We start from the raw sequence: 17406 nt of genomic DNA on the forward strand, positions 1-17406 counted from the left end.
TGAAAGAGGAGGTGCTGGCGTGCGCGTGCTCGTTGCCTTGGGCGGGAATGCCATGACCGCCCCGGACGGCAGTGCTCGTCCTGGGGATCAGATCAAGGCCGTCACCGAAGCCATGCAGCCGGTCGCCGACCTCGTAGCTGATGGCTACGACGTCGCCCTGACACACGGCAACGGCCCACAAGTGGGAAACCTGCTGGTCAAGAACGAGCTCGCGGCACCAGTGGTGCCGCCCGTGCCACTCGACTGGTGCGGGGCCCAGACGCAGGGGACTATCGGGTTCATCCTGGTCAACGCACTGGAACGGGCCCTGACCGACCGCGGCGTGCGCCGGCGGGTCGCCGCGGTGGTCACGCGCACCCGCGTGGACGCGCACGATCCAGGACTGACCACGCCCACCAAGCCCATCGGGCGCTACTTGCCGCAAGCCGAGGCTCAGGTGCTGATCGAACACGGCCAGGTTTGGGAAGACCGGGGCGAGCGCGGGTGGCGCCGGGTGGTAGCTAGCCCGGAACCACTCGAGATTCTCGACGGCCCCGCGGTGACCGCCCTGGTGGCAGCCGGGTTCGTTGTCGTCGCCAACGGCGGTGGCGGCATCCCGGTGGTGCGTGCTCCCGACGGCGAGATCCACGGGGTGGAAGCGGTGATCGACAAGGATCTCGGCGCGGCGTTGCTCGCCCGCAGCCTAGGAGCCGACACGCTGGTCATCGCCACCGATGTCGCCCACGCGGTGTTACGTTTCGGCACGCCCGAGGCGGAGGCGCTGGGCACAGTCGATGTCGCGACGATGCGCCGCTATGCCGACGAAGGCCATTTCGCCGGCGGCAGTATGGGGCCGAAGGTCGAGGCATGTTGCCGCTTCGTGGAGCACGGAGGGCAGCGTGCCGTGATCACATCGCTGGACCGTATCGCCGACGCTGTGCGCGACGAAGCTGGCACCGTAGTGGTCGCTGCCGCGGCCACCGCTTAGAGTTCAGCAGGGCTGGTCGGCGATACCTGCCGAAACTAGGCTGCTGTTTGGGCAAGCGTCACCGTCGTGATGCGCCTGGTCGCATCCCTAGGCTCGACGCACCGAATAGTCGTTTGAGCACCGCCGGTCTACGTGGGTCCACACGAGTCACGCGGTGAAGCCGAGGAGGTGTGGCCGGGAATGCCTGAGCCGATCGAAGTCCGCAAAGTTGCTATCAAGCACGTCAGTGACGCCTCTGGGCTGACCGAGCTGATCGATGCCGGTGTCCTCGACGCGGACCGGGTCATCGCCGTCGTCGGCAAGACCGAAGGCAACGGCGGGGTGAACGACTACACCCGGATCATCGCTGATCGGGCGTTCCGCGACGTCCTCGTCGAAAGAGGAACCCGAACCGCGGACGAGGCCAAGCAGGTTCCCATCGTGTGGTCGGGCGGCACCGACGGCATTATCAGCCCGCACGCGACGATCTTCGCGACCGTGCCCGCGGAGCAGGTCGAACCCACTGACGAACCTCGGCTGACCGTCGGATTCGCGATGAGCGACGTCCTGTTGCCCGAGGAGATCGGCCGTATCGGCATGGTCGAGAAGGTCTCCGCGGCCGTCGAGGTCGCGATGAAACGCGCCGGTATCACCGATCCGGCCGACGTCCACTATGTGCAGACCAAGACCCCGCTGCTCACCATCCACACCATCCGCGATGCCAAAGCCCGCGGCAAGACGGTCTGGACCGAGCACACTCACGAGTCGATGGACCTGTCCAACGGTTCTACCGCGCTGGGTGTCGCGGTGGCGCTCGGGGAGATCGAGATGCCTACCGACGCCGACGTCATGCACAACCGTGAGCTGTATTCTGCGGTCGCGTCCTGCTCGTCCGGGGTGGAGCTCGACCAGGCGCAGGTCGTCGTCGTGGGCAACGCGCGCGGCGTCGGCGGCCGCTACCGGATCGGGCATAGTGTCATGAAGGACGCATTGGACGCCGACGGCATCTGGAACGCGATCCGCGACGCCGGCCTCGAGCTGCCGGAGCGGCCCCACCCGAGTGACCTCGACGGCCGGCTCGTCAATGTCTTTCTCAAATGTGAGGCCAGCCAGGACGGCACGGTACGTGGCCGGCGCAACGCGATGCTCGACGATTCCGACGTGCATTGGCACCGCCAGATCAAGGCTGCCGTGGGCGGCGTCTCGGCCGCCGTCACCGGTGATCCCGCGGTGTTCGTCTCGGTCTCGGCAGCACATCAGGGCCCAGAGGGCGGCGGACCGGTCGCTGCCATCGTCGATCTGGGAGACGAGCCGACGGGGTACCGCGGCGAGTAGTCACGGCAGCCGGGCACGGCGTGAGTACACAGACATCCTTGTGAGTTCGGTGACGTAGAGGTCAACTGTTGGCGTTTACGTCACCGAGTGTCGAAAGGGGTGTGGCTGCCAACGAACGGCGGCGTCGCCGGGCGCCTCTTGCCGGTTGGCGAGACGGGCGCGGCAGGTGCGGTGGACCGGTGCGCGGTGCGGCGCGGAGACTGTGAAAGAGTCGTGGCTGTCACCGTGAGGAGGTCTGTATCCAGTGCGTGTTCTGTTTGCCGGTACCCCGGATGTCGCCGTGCCGTCGCTGCGGGCGATCCTGTCCTCGAACCACGACGTGGTGGCGGTGCTGACCCGGCCTGATGCGCGTTCCGGACGCGGCCGCAAGGTCAGCCCCAGCCCGGTGGCGCAGGTCGCGGAGGAGGCCGGCATCGAGGTTCTCAAGCCGGCGAAGCCGCGGGACCCGGAGTTCATCGACCGGCTGAACGCGCTGGCGCCGGACTGCGCGCCGGTGGTCGCCTACGGCGGGTTGATTCCGCGCTCAGCACTCGACGTGCCGACACATGGCTGGGTCAATCTGCACTTCTCGCTGCTGCCGGCTTGGCGTGGGGCCGCTCCGGTGCAACACGCCGTGCTCAACGGTGACGACCTCACCGGCGCGTGTACGTTCCGGCTCGAGGAAGGCCTGGACACCGGGCCGGTGTACGGGCTGGTCACCGAGCAGGTCAGGCCTACGGACACCAGTGGCGACCTGCTGGACCGGCTGGCGCGATCGGGTTCCCAGCTGCTCGTTCACACTCTCGACGGGATCGAGGACGGCAGTCTGCGCCCGGAACCCCAGCCCGCCGACGGTGTCTCCCACGCACCCAAACTCACCGTGGACGACGCCGCCCTCGACTGGACCGTGCCCGCGCTTCGAATCGATCGACTGATCCGGGCGTGCACACCGGCGCCGGGAGCATGGACCACGTTTCGCGGAGAGCGCCTCAAACTCGGGCCCGTCACGATGGAACGCGGCCGGGAACCTATTCCGGCAGGAGAGTTGCTTGTCGAGAAGTCCGGGGTTCGGGTAGGAACCGGAAGCCATCCCGTGGTGCTCGGCGACGTCCAGCCTCAAGGTAAGCGCGCCATGGCGGCTTCGGACTGGGCACGCGGTGTCCGGCCCGAAGCCGGAGAGCGGCTGGGCGCGTGAGCCGGCCGAAACGTCGCGCGGCAGGCGAGCGCCGGGTGAGCGGTTCTCGCCAGGGAGGACGTCGCGACGCCGGCGAGCGCGCGGACCTGGCCCGCACCGTTGCGTTCGACGCGCTGCGCGCGGTGAACGACGACGAAGCCTACGCGAATCTGGTTCTTCCGGAGCTGCTCCGGGAACGCGGCGTCAACGCTCGCGACGCCGCCTTCGCCACTGAACTCACCTACGGCACCTTGCGCTCAACAGGCACGTACGACCAGATCGTGCAGACCTGCGCCGGGCGTTCGCTGGCCGATCTGGATCCACCCGTGATCGACGCGTTGCGCCTCGGGGCTCATCAGCTGTTGTCCACCCGGGTGCCACCACACGCCGCCGTGTCTACCACCGTCGATCTGGTGCGCACCCATGTCCACGAGGGCGCGGCCAAGTTCGCCAACGCGGTGCTGCGGCGCGTGGGCGAGCAGGACCTGGATGGGTGGGCCGAGCAGCTCGCACCGCCTCGCGAAACTGACCTCGCCGGTTACCTCGCCTTCCGGCACGGGCATCCAGCCTGGATAGTCCGCGCCTTCTCCGATGCCCTGCGCGGCGACGCCGAAGCGCTCGAGGCGGCGCTGATCGCCGACAACGAGCCGGCCCCGGTTGCCCTGGCGGTACGGCCCGGGCGTGGCGACGTCGAAGAGCTGGTCAGCGCCGGAGCGCAGCCAGCTAGGTGGTCGCCGTACGGCGCGACCTTGGTCTCGGGCGACCCGGGCAAGCTGGCCGCTGTGCGTGCCGGTCGAGCCGGGGTGCAGGACGAGGGCAGCCAACTGGTGACCGTGGCCCTGAGCCGGGTCGAGATCAGCGGCCCGGACGAGCGCTGGCTCGACATGTGTGCCGGGCCCGGTGGCAAAGCCGCGCTCTTGGCCGGTCTGACGGCCGGTCCCGGCGCCCAGCTGCTGGCCGTCGAGAAACACGAGCACCGCGCCAGACTGGTCGAGCAAGCACTACGCGGTGATCCGGGCGAACACGAGGTGCTCGTCGCCGACGCCACTGACCCGCCGTGGCCCGAAGAAGACTTCGACCGGGTGCTGCTCGACGCGCCGTGCACCGGTCTCGGGGCGTTGCGCCGTCGGCCCGAAGCGCGTTGGCGCAGGCAGTCGGCCGATGTGGGACCGTTGCGCCGGCTGCAGATCTCGTTGCTGGACGCAGGCATCCGGTCGGTCCGCCCGGGAGGCATTGTCGCCTACGTGACGTGCTCGCCGCATCTGGCGGAGACGGTGACCGTCGTCGACGACGTGCTGAAGAGCCGCGGCGATGCGGAGCGGGTGGACGCCCGGCCGTATCTGCCCGGCGTGCCGGATCTGGGCGACGGCCCGGACGTTCAGTTGTGGCCGCACGTGCACGGTACCGATGCGATGTACCTGGCGCTGCTACGCCGGAAGTGACGTCGCGGCGGGGCAATTGAACGCGGATCTACCGGCGCGCGGATTCAGAGGTCGATGAGGCTGGCCGGTGTGATGGTGATCGGAAAGGGCCGGTCCAGGCTGAGCGATTCAGCGCCCTGGGCTCGTCCAGCGTCGGTGTACGCGCCGTCGACCAGGTTGTACGTCTCGATGGACGGTTCCGCCGGGTCGACGACCCAGTACGAGGACACGCCCGCGTCGGCGTACTTGGAGAACTTCAGCACCCGGTCCTTGCGCCGCGTGCTTGGGGAGAGCACCTCGACAGCGAGGGCGAGTGGTCGGCTGATGTTCTTCTCTCCGATATTCGATCGATCGACCACGAGCACGTCTGGCTGGAGCGAGGTGTGCCGATCGGGCTGCCAATCGAGCGGTGCGACTAGAGCCTTCAGATGCTTCGGGCACACGGCCCGAAGTTGCGCGCAGAGTTCACTGACCACCTCTTGATGGACCGGGGCCGGTGCTGGGCTCACTATCAACATCCCGTCGACGAGCTCGTACTGCAGGCCGTCGTCGGGTAGGTGTTCGAGGTCGTCGACCGTCCAGTCGTCCGACACACGGGGCATCACCGCCATAGCTGTCATTGTGCCTCCCCAAGGGGTTGATCGCACAAGCATGACAGCGATCAAGGGTCCAGATCGGGTTGGCCACAGGCCGATCTCGATGAATACGGGGCGCGCTGACCGCGTCCCTGACCGTTGTGGAGAGAGTGAGCATCTACGCTGGGTGCTCGTGGGAATCCAGATCGCTCCGAGCATCTTGTCCGCTGACTTCGCCAACCTCGAAACCGAGATACAGCGCATTCACACCGCGGATCTTGTCCATGTCGATGTCATGGACAACCACTTCGTGCCGAACCTGACGCTCGGGCTTCCGGTGGTCGAGGCCATCCTGAAGCGCACCAGCCTGCCCGTGGACTGCCACCTGATGATCGAAGACCCAGACCGCTGGGCTCCGGCTTTCGCGGAGGTGGGCGCCCACAACGTGACGTTCCACGCGGAGGCGGCCGCCGCCCCGATCCGGTTGGCCCGCGAGATTCGCAAACAGGGGGCGCGGGCGGGGGTCGGGCTCAAGCCGGCGACGCCGGTGGAACCGTTCGAGGACCTGCTGGCCGAGATCGACATGCTGCTGGTCATGACCGTCGAACCAGGATTCGGTGGGCAGGCCTTCCTCGACATGTGCCTGCCGAAAATCCGTCGGGCTCGGGACATGGTCAGCCGGTCGGGGCTGGACATCTGGATCCAGGTCGACGGCGGAGTATCCAAAGACACGATCGAACGCTGTGCCGACGCGGGCGCCGACGTGTTCGTTGCCGGCTCGGCCGTCTACGGCGCCGACGACGCCGCGGCGGCCGTTGACGAACTTCGGGAGCTGGCGACAGCCGCTGCTCATCAGTGACGTGGGAATCGTCACGGTCTACCGGGAACATCCTCGCGATATCGGCGGTTACACTGCCAACAGAGAACCACGCGTGCTCCGGGGTCGGTGAAACTCCGAACCGGCGGTGATAGTCCGCGACCCGGTCGCTGTCTCGACGAGGCGGCCGGTTGATCCGGTGAAATTCCGGAACCGACGGTTAAAGTCCGGATGGGAGGCAGTGCGCGAGGACATCTCGGTGAAGCGGTATTCGCCAGGCGAGTCCGCGGAGTCGACCGATGTCCGGTTTGTCGCTTTGGCGACCCTCGCCCCGGAGCATGCTCGGCAGTCGAGCAAGGAGGAGCTCCGGTGGCTAACCACACCGAGAACGCGGCTATGCGCCGTGCTATCGAGCTGTCTTCACGCTCGCAGGACACCACGCCCCCCAACCCGGACGTGGGCTGCGTCATCCTGGACGCGGACGGCAATGTCGCCGGTGAGGGCTGGCATCAGCGCCCCGGTGGTCCGCACGCCGAAGTCGTTGCCCTGCGTGCCGCCGGGGATCGTGCCCGGGGCGGCACCGCCGTCGTCACGCTCGAACCATGTGCTCACTCGGGACGCACTGGGCCCTGTGCAACTGCCCTCGCCGACGCCGGAATCGCCCGCGTGGTCTTCGCCGTCTCCGATCCCAATCCCGTCGCGGCCGGCGGAGCGTCAGCCCTGCGTGCACACGGCCTGGACGTCGAGTCCGGTGTGCTGGCCGACGAAGCGGCGGCGGTCAACACGCGCTGGCTCACGCCGTACCGCACCGGACGTCCGTTCGTCGTGTGGAAGTACGCCGCGACGCTGGATGGGCGCAGCGCCGCCGCGGACGGCACCAGCCGCTGGATCACCGGTCCGCAAGCGCGCGCCGAGGTGCACCGGCTGCGGGCGGCCGTCGACACGATCGTGGCCGGAGTCGGGACCGTCGTCGCCGACGACCCCCAGCTCACCGCCCGCGACGGCGAGGCCCTGCTGCCCTACGACACACAGCCGTTGCGCGTGGTCGTCGACTCGACGGGCCGGACGCCGGCATCGGCCCGGGTCAGGGATGCGAGCGCACCCACCTGGATAGCCACCGCCGACGAGGTCGGCGCCACGGTGGACGGCGGCGTCAACCTGTCGAAGCTCGTGACCGCGCTGTTCGATCGAGGACAGCGCTACCTGTTGCTGGAAGGGGGACCCACGTTGGCTGGTGCATTCTGGCGCGCAGGCTTGATCGACCGCGTGATCGGCTACGTGGCGCCGACGCTGCTCGGTGCCGGACCGAATGCGCTCGCCGAAGCGGGTGTCGACACCATCAACGCCGCGATTCGCCTTGAGCTGACCGATGTGGCCACCGTGGGCCGCGACCTCCGGCTGGTCGCCGTCCCGCGCTCCGATACCACCGCCGTCGACGTCGACGGCAACGAACCGCACACCGGTGCTGTGCTGCACGTCAGCACCAGCCAGGAGGGTTGAATAGATGTTCACCGGAATCGTCGAGGAGCTCGGCACCGTCGTCAAGCTCGAATCCACCGAAGAGTCGGCCCAGCTGACGTTGCGTGGCCCGCTCGTGACGTCCGACGCCGTCCATGGGGCGTCGATCGCCGTGAACGGCGTGTGTCTCACCGTCATCGATGTGGACGCGGGTTCGTTCACCGTCGACGTCATGCCCGAAACGCTGCACCGCTCGGCGCTGGGCCGGTTGCGGCCCGACGATCCGGTGAACCTCGAACGTGCCGTCAAGGCCAGCGACCGCCTGGGCGGGCACATCGTGCAGGGTCACGTCGACGCGGTCGGTGTGGTGCGGAGCAGAACACCGGGGGACCGGTGGGACGTCGTGCGCTTCGCCCTGCCGGAGGCCGTGAGCCGGTACGTCGTCGAGAAAGGTTCGATCGCCGTCGACGGCGTTTCACTGACGGTGTCCGGCGTCGGCTCCGACTGGTTCGAGGTCAGTCTGATCCCCACGACGCTGGAGCTGACCACCCTCGGCTCCCGGGAGCCGGGTCATGAGGTCAATCTCGAAGTCGATGTCATCGCCAAGTACGTCGAACGTCTCGTTGAAGGGCAGCAGCATGGGTGAAGCGATCCAGCTCGACTCGGTCGAGCGTGCGATCAAGGAGATCGCCGCGGGGCGGGCCGTCGTCGTCGTGGACGATGAAGACCGGGAGAACGAGGGCGACCTCATCTTCGCGGCTGCCCGGGCCACCCCGGAACTGATGGGTTTCACGATCCGGTACTCGTCGGGTGTGATCTGTGTGCCGATGATCGGCTCGGAACTCGACCGCCTCAAACTGCCGCCGATGACGGCCGTGAACGAGGACCGCAAGGGGACCGCATACGCGGTCTCGGTGGATGCCCGGCACGGCGTCAGCACCGGTATCTCCGCATCGGACCGAGCGCACACCGCGAAGGTGCTGGCCGATTCGGCCACGGAAGCGTACGAGCTCACCCGGCCCGGCCACGTGTTCCCGTTGCGGGCCAAGGAGGGCGGGGTGCTGCGCCGCGCCGGGCACACCGAGGCCGGCGTGGATCTGGCCCGGCTCGCCGGGTTCTCCCCGGCGGCGGTGCTCTGCGAGGTGGTGCACGACGACGGCTCGATGATGCGGGCCCCGGCGCTGCGCGAGTTCGCCGACGAGCACGGCCTCGCGATGATCTCCATCGCCGACCTGATCCGGTACCGGCAGCGCACCGAGCGCCAGGTCGAACGGATCGCCACCACGCGGCTGCCCACGATGCACGGAGACTTCCGCGCCTACGGCTATCGCGACCTGGTGGGCGGCGGTGAGCATCTGGCGCTGGTCAAGGGGGAGCTCTCCGGCGACGACCCGGTGCTCGCCCGGATCCATTCCGAGTGCCTGACCGGTGATGCGTTCGGCTCGCTGCGCTGTGATTGCGGCCCGCAGCTGCAAGCGGCTCTTGCCGCGGTGGCGAAGGCTGGCCGCGGCGTCGTCGTCTATCTGCGCGGCCACGAGGGACGGGGGATCGGCCTGGCGCACAAGCTGCAGGCCTACGAGCTGCAGGACAACGGCCATGACACGGTCGATGCCAACATCGAGCTCGGTCTGCCGGCCGATGCCCGCGACTACGGCGTCGGTGCACAGATCCTGGCCGATCTCGGCGTCCGGTCTCTGGCCTTGATGACGAACAATCCGGCCAAGCTGACCGGGATCGAGGGCTACGGGCTGGACGTCGCCGAGCGCGTCGGGCTGCCGGTCACCCCACAGCCGGAGAACCTCCGCTACCTGCGCACCAAGCGGGACCGGCTCGGGCATGACCTGCCGGGGTTGGATGGCCAGCCGGCGGCCGACATCGAACAGGGCGGCTCGGACGTCGAGCTGTCCGCGACGGATGAATTGGAAGGAAACCTGACGTGAGCGGAGAAGGCGCACCGGCACTGAGCCTGGACGGACGTGGACTGCGAGTGGCGGTTGTCGCGGCACAGTGGCATCAGAAGGTGATGGACGGACTGGTCGACGGCGCGCTGTCGGCTTTGAAGGAAGCCGGCGTGGCGGAGCCGTCGCTGGTCCGGGTCCCGGGGTCGTTCGAGTTGCCGGTGGCGGCGGCGCACTGCGCGCGTGCCGGATACGACGCCGTCGTCGCCCTGGGCGTGGTGATCCGTGGCGGCACACCGCACTTCGAGTACGTCTGCCAGGCGGCCACCGACGGGTTGACGCGGGTTTCCGTCGACACCGGTGTTCCGGTGGGCTTCGGGGTGCTGACCTGTGACACCGAGGAACAGGCGTTGGACCGCTCGGGCCTGGAGGGTTCCAAGGAGGACAAGGGCCGCGAGGCCGCGCAGGCCGCCGTCGCCACCGCCCTCACCCTCCGCCCCCTCTCCCCATGATCATGAACACCTCTTGACCAATACGGTCAACTAGTGTTCATGATCATGGGGAAGGGTCGCGTAGGATAAGCGCACGTGAAGAGCTTCGAAGGCCTGTGGGCCGAATTGTCCGCCAAGGTGGAGTCCGATGCGCCCGGTTCGGGCACGGTGCAGGCGGTGCATCAGGGCGTCCATCATGTGGGCAAGAAGGTCGTCGAGGAAGCCGCCGAAGCGTGGATGGCCGCCGAGCATGAGAGTGCCGAGCGTGCCGCCGAAGAGATCTCGCAGCTCCTGTACCACGTCCAGGTGCTGATGCTGGCTCGCGGCCTCACCCTCGACGACGTCTACGCGAAGCTCTAGCGCTCTGTGCTCTGACACGGACGCTGGTCAACCACGGACCCAGAGAGACAAACTCACATGAATACCCTGCGTATAGCTGTGCCCAACAAAGGATCGCTGGCCGAGCCAGCGGCCGAGATGCTCCGCGAGGCCGGATACCGGCAGCGCCAGGACGGCGGCCGGGAGCTGGTCCTGAGCGATCCGGAGAACAACGTCGAGTTCTTCTTCCTGCGCCCGCGCGACATCGCGGTATATGTCGGATCCGGGACCCTCGATGTGGGTATCACCGGGCGTGACCTGCTGCTCGACTCACACGCGCCGGCCCGCGAGTTGCTCCCGCTCGGCTTCGCCGGCTCGACGTTCCGGTTCGCCGCCAGGCCGGGAACGGCCGACCAGCTCGCCGATTTCAACGGCAAACGGGTGGCGACGTCGTATGCCGGTCTGCTCGACTCGTATCTCCGCGATCGCGGTATCGACGCTGAGGTGATCAAGCTCGACGGTGCGGTGGAGACGGCGGTTCAACTCGGTGTCGCCGACATCATCGCCGACGTCGTCGAAACCGGAACGACGTTGCGTCAGGCCGGCCTGGAGCTGGTCGGCGAGCCGATCCTGAAGTCCGAGGCGGTGCTGGTCACCCGTGCCGACGGTGACTCCGCGCCGGGCACCGAGCAGTTGCTGCGCCGTCTCAAGGGTGTGCTGGTGGCGCGTCGCTACGTCATGATGGACTACGACATCCGGGCCGAGCGGGTCGAGGAAGCCAGCGAGCTGACGCCCGGCCTCGAGTCGCCGACGGTCTCACCACTGCACCGCGAAGGTTGGGTGGCGGTGCGCTCGATGGTACCGAGGGACCAAGCGCAGCGAGTGATGGACGAGCTGTGGGAGATCGGTGCCCGGGCCATCCTGGTCACCGACATCCTCGCCTGCCGCATCTGACCCGCCCGGTGGGTATCACAGCGCAGTGACCGCGTCTCCGACGTTCAATGTGCCGGGGCCGTCGGGGATGAGGCTCACCGCGAACCAGACCTTGCCGTCCCACCGGCGGTAGCGAGCGAGTGTGCGTAGCGGCTCTTTGCCCTTGACGAGGGTGTCCGGGTCGATGGTGGTCAACACACACCGGTCGCACGGCTTGGCCACCCGGAATTCGACGTCGCCGATTCGGACGCGTGACCATTGGTCTTCGGCGAACGGCTCGTCGTTCTCGACGACGACGTTCGGCCGGAACCTGCGCATGTCCAGTGGTTCAGGCGGCTCTTCCCCGCGTTCGGCAGCTCCGGCGGCGATCCAGTCGTTGAGCTGGCGCAGCGACGCGGTGGTGGCGAGGAGCACGGGGTAGCCGTCGGCGAAGCTGACCCGGTCTTCGAGCTTCCCGAATTCGGGATCGACCGGCCGCCGGGTGGGATCGTCCAGCCATACCAGCCGGACGTCGTGGTCGATCAGCGTGCTGAACCAACGGTCGGCAGCTGGGCTCGGGTGCGTTGCCTTGAGTTCGCTGCGCCACACCTTGACCGGGATCAGTTCGGCGTCGCCGGTGGCATCGACGTCGAGCGGTTCGGCGTGTGGTCCGTGCAGTCGCACCTGTCCGGGTCCGCCCGGCTCGGCGGTCACGCTGAGCAGCGGCGGAAAGGCGCGCGCGGTGACCACGGCGCCGTCCTCGCCCACCAGCATCCAACGCCGGTCATCGACCGGACCCCACGGCTCGACCGCCAAGGAGCTGGCCGGACGACCCTGGGTGGATTTGATCGGGTAGATGCTGAGATGTGTCACCTGCATACGGACAGCATTACATGAAGGTTTTTCCGTCTCCCCGGTATGTCGGCGCGGTGTCCATCAGCCGCTCGCCACGGACGAGATGGTAGCTGTCGAACCGCTCGGCGAGCTCGCCTGCCTTCGCGTGCCGGAACCAGACGAGATCGCCGATGGCCAGGCTGGCCGCGGTGGCTCCCCGTAGCGGCGTCTGAGTCTGCCCGGCGCCCTCATGTCGTGCGAGTCGCAAGCCGTCGGGCAGCCAGGGGGTGGGCAGCTGGTGCTCGCCCGCTGTTCCGCTGGCGACGTATCCGCCACCGGCGACGGTGACCACCGAGGCACTGGGCCTGCGGACCACGGGCAATGCGAAGAACGCCGCCGGGCGGGGCATGAATCCGTCGGCTATGTCTGTTTGCATCGGCCCGAGAAGCGCCGACCCCGCGGAGAGTTCGGTGACACACGATTCATCGGCGGTTCTCGTGATGGACACGCTCCCGCCGGCGTTGACGAACTCGAGGTCGGCCACGTTGCGTACCGCCTCGACGGCTGCGGCGCGGCGGGCGGTCAGGCGCTGTTCGCCGCGCTTCTGGATCAGTCTGGCCAGCCTGCGGCGGATGCGGCCACGCTTGGCGCGCCAGAGATCGTCGGCCGGCTGCGACTCGTAGGCCATCAAACCCACGAGCCGGAAGCCCGGTCGCGAAGCGACGGCCCTGGCCAGTCGCGCGACGTCGTCGGGTTTGCGGAGCGGAGAACGACGAGCCCCGAAGCGCAGACGCCCGCGCAACGCCTGCCACGAGCAGTCGAGATCGAGACAGACCCGGAGCTCGGCGCGGGCTTCAGGTGCCGCGACGGCATCGACCAGGTCCAGGTGCGCGACGTCGTCGACCATGATCGTCACCCTGGCAGCCAGATGTTCATCGCTGACCAGTCGCGAGATGGCCCGGCGGTCGGCACTCGGATAGGCGACCAGCGCGTCGTCGCAGATCCCGGTGCCGGCCAGCCAGATCGCCTCGGAGAGCGTGTAGGAAAGCACGCCCTGGTAGCCATCACGGCCGAGGATGTCGCGCAGCAACGCCCGGTTGCGGATCGCGGCGCTGACGACCCGTATCGGTTTGCCCTTGGCATGGCGAACCAGGTCCGCCGCGTTGGCGTCCCAGGCGTCCATGTCGATCGCCGCCAGCGGCACATCGCAGCCCGCAGTAGCCGAGTTCAGCTGATGGCGCAGGTCAGCGCGGGAACTGGTGATGGACGGCTGGAGCTCCTCCGGCGCGGAACCGGACTCAGGTGGCGCCGGGTCCCGCCGGGGTGCCGGCGGGGGAGGCGGTGTTGTCTCGTCTGCAAGCTTGATCTCCACCAGGAATGCTTATCAGACGAACGCTGTCCAGGTCACTACGAGATCACCGATTCGCGGGGCAATGTGCCGGATATGACGAATCCACCCGCCCACCCTCGGTGATCGTCAGTGGGTTGTGGTTGCTGGGTGGGCCATTTTCGCCCGGTTTGCGCCGCCGGGAGCAACCACAACCCACTGACGATCACCGGGAGGGGAGCTGCCGGGTTCGTACGGTTAGCCTTGATCTTTATGTCGAGAACTCTCATGCTGTTGCGGCACGCGAAATCAGCCTGGCCCGACGACGTCCCGGATCACGAACGGCCGCTGACCGGCCGGGGCCGGCGCGACGCCGAGCAGGTCGGTCGCTGGCTGTACGAGAACTCGCTGTCGCCTGAGTTCGCGTTGGTCTCGAGCGCGCAACGCACCCGCGAGACCTACGAGCGGCTGGCGGCCCAGCTCGACGCACCGCCCAAGCTGAGCGTGACCGACAGCGCCTACGCCGCCGGGGCGGGCGATCTGCTGGACTTGGTGCGCGGTGTCTCGTTCGACGTCAACCGGGCCATCCTGATCGCGCACAATCCGGGTGTGGGGACGTTGGCCAATCTGCTCGACGACGAATCCAGCGACGTGCCGGAGCGCACACACATGCGCCTGGAATACCGCACCGCCGCCTGCGCCGTGTTCGAGGTGGACGGGAGCTGGGCGGAGATCGATCCGGGCTCGGCGCGGCTCGTCGCCTTCAGCGTGCCGCGGGGCTGATCGTCGTCGTGATTCCGGTGATCATTGGCGGTTGACCACCGGATTCGGTGGTCAACCGCCAATGATCAAGGGGTTGGGACCGGAGGTGCAGGCGTGGTGTAACCGTCGGCGGCGTCGGCTGCCTCGACATCGGCGCGGCTGATCCCGAGCAGGTACAACACGGCGTCGAGATACGGCACGTTCACGGCGGTGTCCGCGGCGTCGCGCACGACGGGTTTGGCATTGAACGCCACGCCGAGTCCGGCGGCGGCGATCATGTCGAGGTCGTTGGCGCCGTCGCCGATGGCGATGGTCTGCGACAGCGGCACGTCGGCATCGGCAGCGAAGCGGCGCAGCGCGTCGGCTTTGCCGGCCCGGTCAAGCGTGGGTCCGACGAGGCGTCCGGTGAGCCTTCCGTCGACGATCTCCAGCGTGTTCGCCGCGGCGAAGTCGAGTCCGAGGTCAGCGGCCAGGGAGTCGGTGATCTGGCTGAAACCGCCGCTGACGATGCCGCAGCGGTAGTCGAGCCGTTTAAGGGTGCGTACGAGGGTCCGGGCGCCGGGGGTGAACTGGACTTCGTCCCGGACGTCGTCGAGCACGGACTCCGGCAGCCCGGCCAGCAGTTCGACGCGGGCCCGCAACGAGTCGCCGAAGTCGAGCTCCCCGCGCATGGCCGCCTCGGTGACTTCGGCCACCTGATCCAGCACGCCCGCGCGGGCGGCGAGCATCTCCACCACCTCACCTTGGATCAGGGTGGAGTCGACATCCATGACGACGAGCCGCTTGGCGCGACGGATCAGGCCGGAAGGCTGTACGGCGACGTCGACACCGGCGGCGAGTGCCTCGGCGGTGAGCAGCGTCTTGAGTCGCTCGGGATCGGCGCCGGAGACCTCGAACTCGATGGAGGTCACCGGGTAGGACGCCAGCCGCAGGATGCGGTCGATGTTGGCGCCGGCACCGGCCACGCATCCGGCCAGCGCGGCCACCGCCGACGGCTGCAACGGGCAGCCCAGGACGGTGACATGCGCCCGTTCCGCGGGCTCGGCGTGATCTCCGGTTCCCGCACTGAACTCGACGTGGAGGCCCAGCGCCCCCGCCACCTGCTCCAGTCCTCGACGCAGCATAGTGTCGTCCGGCGGCGCGCTGAGCACGATGGCCAGCGTCAGTTTTCCGCGGGCGGTGACCTGCTCGATGTCCAGGATGTCCACAGGGTGCGGCGAGATGGCGGCGAAGATCTGCGACGTCAGCCCTGGACGGTCCGGTCCGGTCAGAGTCACGAGCAGGGTCCGGGGCTCGGTAGGTGAGTAATCGACCATAACGTCGTTCACGTTACCTGGCGTCGTGGTGCACCCCCGCGGCGGATCCGGCGGCGAGAGAGTTGCACGCGGCGATCAGCGCATGCCGCGCGGCCCGTTCCAGCGGCGCGAGAGCCGCCCGTCGGGACTCCGCCGAGCCGAGGGTGACCGCCCCGCCGTCGTCGCCGAGCGCGAAGTCGGCCACCGCCATGAGGCGGATACTGCGGGCGGCCACCACCTGAGCCTTGGCAGGGAACGTACGTGGCAACGGTTCTGCTATCGGCTCGGAACGGACGTCGTCGAGCAGCGCCGCAACCTCTGGTTTCCAGGCCGCGACGTCGAGCTTGGCCAGCGTGGCGCCGGTTTCGCGGAGTGTGCTGGCCAGCGTTTGTTCAGCTTCGGGCAGGTTCGGTCCGGCGGGTGGCGAATCCGCCGGACGGCAACGCCAGGTGACCATGTGCCCCTGATCTCCAGGTGGGCCGAAGACCTGAATGTCGGGCACAAGCGCGTAGGTGGTGGTGCCGGTGGCCAGGACGGCCTCGCCGGCATCGATGGCGTCGGCGGTCAGGTCGGCCGGGCCGCCTAGGCCAACCGGATCACCTGGCGCCGGCAACGTGACCTGGAACGAGGTGACGCCCTCTGCTCGCAAGGTAGTCAGCGCGGAGACGAAGTTGACCGTTGACGGGTGTCCTGGCACGTCGGTCACGTTGTGGGGTTCGTCGTCGGCGCACACCCTGTTCACGACGTCGTCGAGCGTGCAGTCGTCGTGCAGCCAAGCAGTCGCCCACGCCGCAAGTCGCGCGGAGCGCGGCATCGTCACCATGACCCCACAGCGTAACGGGTCGGTGTGTCCGCGCCTGCGGTTTGCCGTTACGGCGCGGCGGAGGGGCTCCCCGCGGGGCAAGAGTTGTAACTGGCCGGGGTCCTGGTAGCACCCCTCCTCGAAGCCCTAGCACGGACCGCGGGGGCAGTTTCGGTGGGGCGCATGGCACAGCGGCGAACCGCTGCCGGGTATGGTGCCCGTGGGTGTTGCCGTGTGCGTATGTAGAGGCCCGAAGGAGCGAGTTTCGTAATGTCCGACGTGCTCGAGTTCGCCGACGTGACATTGACCCGGTCTGGCAACCACCTCCTCGAGGGCATCAACTGGCGGGTTGCCGAGGACGAACGGTGGGTGATCCTCGGTCCGAACGGCGCCGGCAAGACGACCTTGCTGCAGATCGCCGCCACCAACATGCACCCGTCCAGTGGGTATGCCTCGGTTCTGGGTGAGGTCCTGGGCGCGGTGGACGTCTTCGAACTCCGTCCCCGAATCGGTTTGACCAGCGCGGCGCTGGCCGAGCGCATCCGGGGAAGTGAATGGGTCCTCGACGTGGTGCGTACCGCCGCGTACGGGGTGCTCGGCACCTGGCGCGAATCCTACGAGGATCTCGACGACGCGCGGGCGCTCGAATTGCTGTACCGGCTGGGGATCTCGCACCTGGCCGGGAGGACGTTCGGGACGCTGTCCGAGGGCGAGCGCAAACGCACCCAGATCGCGCGTGCCCTGATGAGCGATCCTGAGCTGCTCCTGCTCGACGAGCCCACGGCGGGCCTGGACCTCGGGGGCCGCGAGACACTCGTGGCCACGCTCGGCCAGATCGCCACCGACGAGGCATCTCCGGCCACCGTTCTCGTCACCCATCATGTGGAGGAGATCCCGGTCGGTATCACCCACGCCATGCTCTTGCGAGGCGGGAAAATCGTCGCTTCCGGGCCCATCGAGGACACACTCACAGCCGACAACCTCAGCAGCTGCTTTGGTGTGGCGCTGGACGTCAGCCATCAGAACGGCCGGTGGAATGCGCGCTCCGCGTGAGACGAGACA

At 68.1% G+C, this 17406-nt stretch carries 18 protein-coding genes and 1 riboswitch; of the genes, 13 read left to right on the forward strand and 5 right to left on the reverse strand.

Annotated features, from left to right (window positions below):
- The first annotated feature begins 19 nt into the window (after positions 1–19).
- The 4 genes from F7O44_RS00880 to F7O44_RS00895 all read left to right on the forward strand — a co-directional run bounded on the left by F7O44_RS00880 (position 20) and on the right by F7O44_RS00895 (position 4876).
- Complete coding sequence (locus tag F7O44_RS00880; RefSeq protein ID WP_162448314.1) at positions 20–967, forward strand: carbamate kinase; 948 nt, start codon at positions 20–22, stop codon at positions 965–967.
- Positions 968–1147: 180 nt separating this feature from the next.
- Positions 1148–2281, forward strand: coding sequence for a barbiturase (bar, locus tag F7O44_RS00885; protein WP_162448315.1), 1134 nt, complete (start codon positions 1148–1150; stop codon positions 2279–2281).
- 244 nt (positions 2282–2525) lie between these two features.
- Positions 2526–3455 carry a methionyl-tRNA formyltransferase gene (fmt, locus tag F7O44_RS00890; protein WP_162448316.1) on the forward strand — a complete coding sequence of 310 codons (930 nt, stop codon included), beginning with the start codon at positions 2526–2528 and terminating at the stop codon, positions 3453–3455.
- A gap of 35 nt (positions 3456–3490) precedes the next feature.
- Positions 3491–4876, forward strand: a complete 1386-nt coding sequence (locus tag F7O44_RS00895; protein WP_162448317.1) for a transcription antitermination factor NusB — start codon at positions 3491–3493, stop codon at positions 4874–4876.
- A gap of 44 nt (positions 4877–4920) precedes the next feature.
- On the opposite strand, the gene F7O44_RS00900 is transcribed toward F7O44_RS00895, so the two are convergent.
- The gene (locus F7O44_RS00900) at positions 4921–5475 is read right to left on the reverse strand and encodes a Uma2 family endonuclease (protein WP_162448318.1); all 555 of its coding nucleotides are present in this window, start codon (positions 5473–5475) and stop codon (positions 4921–4923) included.
- A 148-nt stretch (positions 5476–5623) separates the two neighbouring features.
- On the opposite strand from F7O44_RS00900, the gene rpe reads away from it, so the two are divergent.
- The 7 genes from rpe to hisG all read left to right on the forward strand — a co-directional run bounded on the left by rpe (position 5624) and on the right by hisG (position 11366).
- Positions 5624–6289 carry a ribulose-phosphate 3-epimerase gene (gene rpe, locus F7O44_RS00905; protein WP_162448319.1) on the forward strand — a complete coding sequence of 222 codons (666 nt, stop codon included), beginning with the start codon at positions 5624–5626 and terminating at the stop codon, positions 6287–6289.
- Positions 6290–6358: 69 nt separating this feature from the next.
- A riboswitch (FMN riboswitch) is annotated at positions 6359–6496 on the forward strand.
- 147 nt (positions 6497–6643) lie between these two features.
- Complete coding sequence (ribD, locus tag F7O44_RS00910) at positions 6644–7747, forward strand: bifunctional diaminohydroxyphosphoribosylaminopyrimidine deaminase/5-amino-6-(5-phosphoribosylamino)uracil reductase RibD (RefSeq protein WP_187361041.1); 1104 nt, start codon at positions 6644–6646, stop codon at positions 7745–7747.
- A gap of 4 nt (positions 7748–7751) precedes the next feature.
- The gene (locus tag F7O44_RS00915; protein WP_162448321.1) at positions 7752–8351 is read left to right on the forward strand and encodes a riboflavin synthase; all 600 of its coding nucleotides are present in this window, start codon (positions 7752–7754) and stop codon (positions 8349–8351) included.
- Positions 8344–9645, forward strand: coding sequence for a bifunctional 3,4-dihydroxy-2-butanone-4-phosphate synthase/GTP cyclohydrolase II (locus tag F7O44_RS00920; protein WP_162448322.1), 1302 nt, complete (start codon positions 8344–8346; stop codon positions 9643–9645). The genes F7O44_RS00915 and F7O44_RS00920 overlap by 8 nt, the downstream gene beginning before the upstream one ends.
- Complete coding sequence (gene ribH / locus F7O44_RS00925; protein ID WP_162448323.1) at positions 9642–10115, forward strand: 6,7-dimethyl-8-ribityllumazine synthase; 474 nt, start codon at positions 9642–9644, stop codon at positions 10113–10115. Before F7O44_RS00920 ends, ribH begins: the two co-directional genes overlap by 4 nt.
- Positions 10116–10190: 75 nt before the next feature.
- Positions 10191–10454, forward strand: coding sequence for a phosphoribosyl-ATP diphosphatase (locus tag F7O44_RS00930; protein WP_162448324.1), 264 nt, complete (start codon positions 10191–10193; stop codon positions 10452–10454).
- Between the two features lie 57 nt (positions 10455–10511).
- Positions 10512–11366, forward strand: a complete 855-nt coding sequence (gene hisG, locus F7O44_RS00935) for an ATP phosphoribosyltransferase (RefSeq protein ID WP_162448325.1) — start codon at positions 10512–10514, stop codon at positions 11364–11366.
- A 15-nt stretch (positions 11367–11381) separates the two neighbouring features.
- Here hisG and F7O44_RS00940 read toward each other — a convergent pair whose 3' ends face one another.
- Positions 11382–12203, reverse strand: coding sequence for an MOSC domain-containing protein (locus tag F7O44_RS00940; RefSeq protein ID WP_162448326.1), 822 nt, complete (start codon positions 12201–12203; stop codon positions 11382–11384).
- A gap of 10 nt (positions 12204–12213) precedes the next feature.
- Positions 12214–13422, reverse strand: a complete 1209-nt coding sequence (locus F7O44_RS00945) for an alanine racemase (protein ID WP_343073820.1) — start codon at positions 13420–13422, stop codon at positions 12214–12216.
- Between the two features lie 336 nt (positions 13423–13758).
- Between F7O44_RS00945 and F7O44_RS00950 the strand changes: the two genes are divergently transcribed.
- Entirely contained in the window at positions 13759–14268 is a 510-nt protein-coding gene (locus F7O44_RS00950) for a SixA phosphatase family protein (RefSeq protein ID WP_162448327.1), read from the forward strand.
- 65 nt (positions 14269–14333) lie between these two features.
- Here F7O44_RS00950 and serB read toward each other — a convergent pair whose 3' ends face one another.
- Together serB and F7O44_RS00960 are read right to left on the reverse strand one after the other, a co-directional pair.
- On the reverse strand, positions 14334–15563 hold the full coding sequence (gene serB, locus F7O44_RS00955) for a phosphoserine phosphatase SerB (RefSeq protein ID WP_162449249.1): 1230 nt from the start codon (positions 15561–15563) through the stop codon (positions 14334–14336).
- A gap of 13 nt (positions 15564–15576) precedes the next feature.
- Positions 15577–16365: a hypothetical protein gene (locus F7O44_RS00960; RefSeq protein WP_162448328.1), complete on the reverse strand. Its 789-nt coding sequence runs from the start codon at positions 16363–16365 to the stop codon at positions 15577–15579.
- Between the two features lie 249 nt (positions 16366–16614).
- Between F7O44_RS00960 and F7O44_RS00965 the strand changes: the two genes are divergently transcribed.
- Positions 16615–17397 (forward strand): ABC transporter ATP-binding protein, encoded by a 783-nt coding sequence (locus tag F7O44_RS00965; RefSeq protein ID WP_162448329.1) that lies wholly within the window; start codon positions 16615–16617, stop codon positions 17395–17397.
- Positions 17398–17406: the final 9 nt, after the last annotated feature.

Origin of the sequence: Phytoactinopolyspora mesophila, from assembly GCF_010122465.1 — a bacterium.
Classification (GTDB): Bacteria; Actinomycetota; Actinomycetes; order Jiangellales; family Jiangellaceae; genus Phytoactinopolyspora; species Phytoactinopolyspora mesophila.

Bases quoted from the DNA above. Each gene is read 5' to 3' on its own strand.
- F7O44_RS00920 (WP_162448322.1), top strand. From the start codon at position 8,344: ATGGGTGAAGCGATCCAGCTCGACTCGGTCGAGCGTGCGATCAAGGAG.
- serB (WP_162449249.1), bottom strand. From the start codon at position 15,563: ATGGTCGATTACTCACCTACCGAGCCCCGGACCCTGCTCGTGACTCTG.
- F7O44_RS00950 (WP_162448327.1), top strand. From the start codon at position 13,759: ATGTCGAGAACTCTCATGCTGTTGCGGCACGCGAAATCAGCCTGGCCC.
- F7O44_RS00960 (WP_162448328.1), bottom strand. From the start codon at position 16,365: ATGGTGACGATGCCGCGCTCCGCGCGACTTGCGGCGTGGGCGACTGCT.
- F7O44_RS00915 (WP_162448321.1), top strand. From the start codon at position 7,752: ATGTTCACCGGAATCGTCGAGGAGCTCGGCACCGTCGTCAAGCTCGAA.
- F7O44_RS00965 (WP_162448329.1), top strand. From the start codon at position 16,615: ATGTCCGACGTGCTCGAGTTCGCCGACGTGACATTGACCCGGTCTGGC.
- F7O44_RS00900 (WP_162448318.1), bottom strand. From the start codon at position 5,475: ATGACAGCTATGGCGGTGATGCCCCGTGTGTCGGACGACTGGACGGTC.
- hisG (WP_162448325.1), top strand. From the start codon at position 10,512: ATGAATACCCTGCGTATAGCTGTGCCCAACAAAGGATCGCTGGCCGAG.
- bar (WP_162448315.1), top strand. From the start codon at position 1,148: ATGCCTGAGCCGATCGAAGTCCGCAAAGTTGCTATCAAGCACGTCAGT.
- ribD (WP_187361041.1), top strand. From the start codon at position 6,644: ATGCGCCGTGCTATCGAGCTGTCTTCACGCTCGCAGGACACCACGCCC.
- F7O44_RS00940 (WP_162448326.1), bottom strand. From the start codon at position 12,203: ATGCAGGTGACACATCTCAGCATCTACCCGATCAAATCCACCCAGGGT.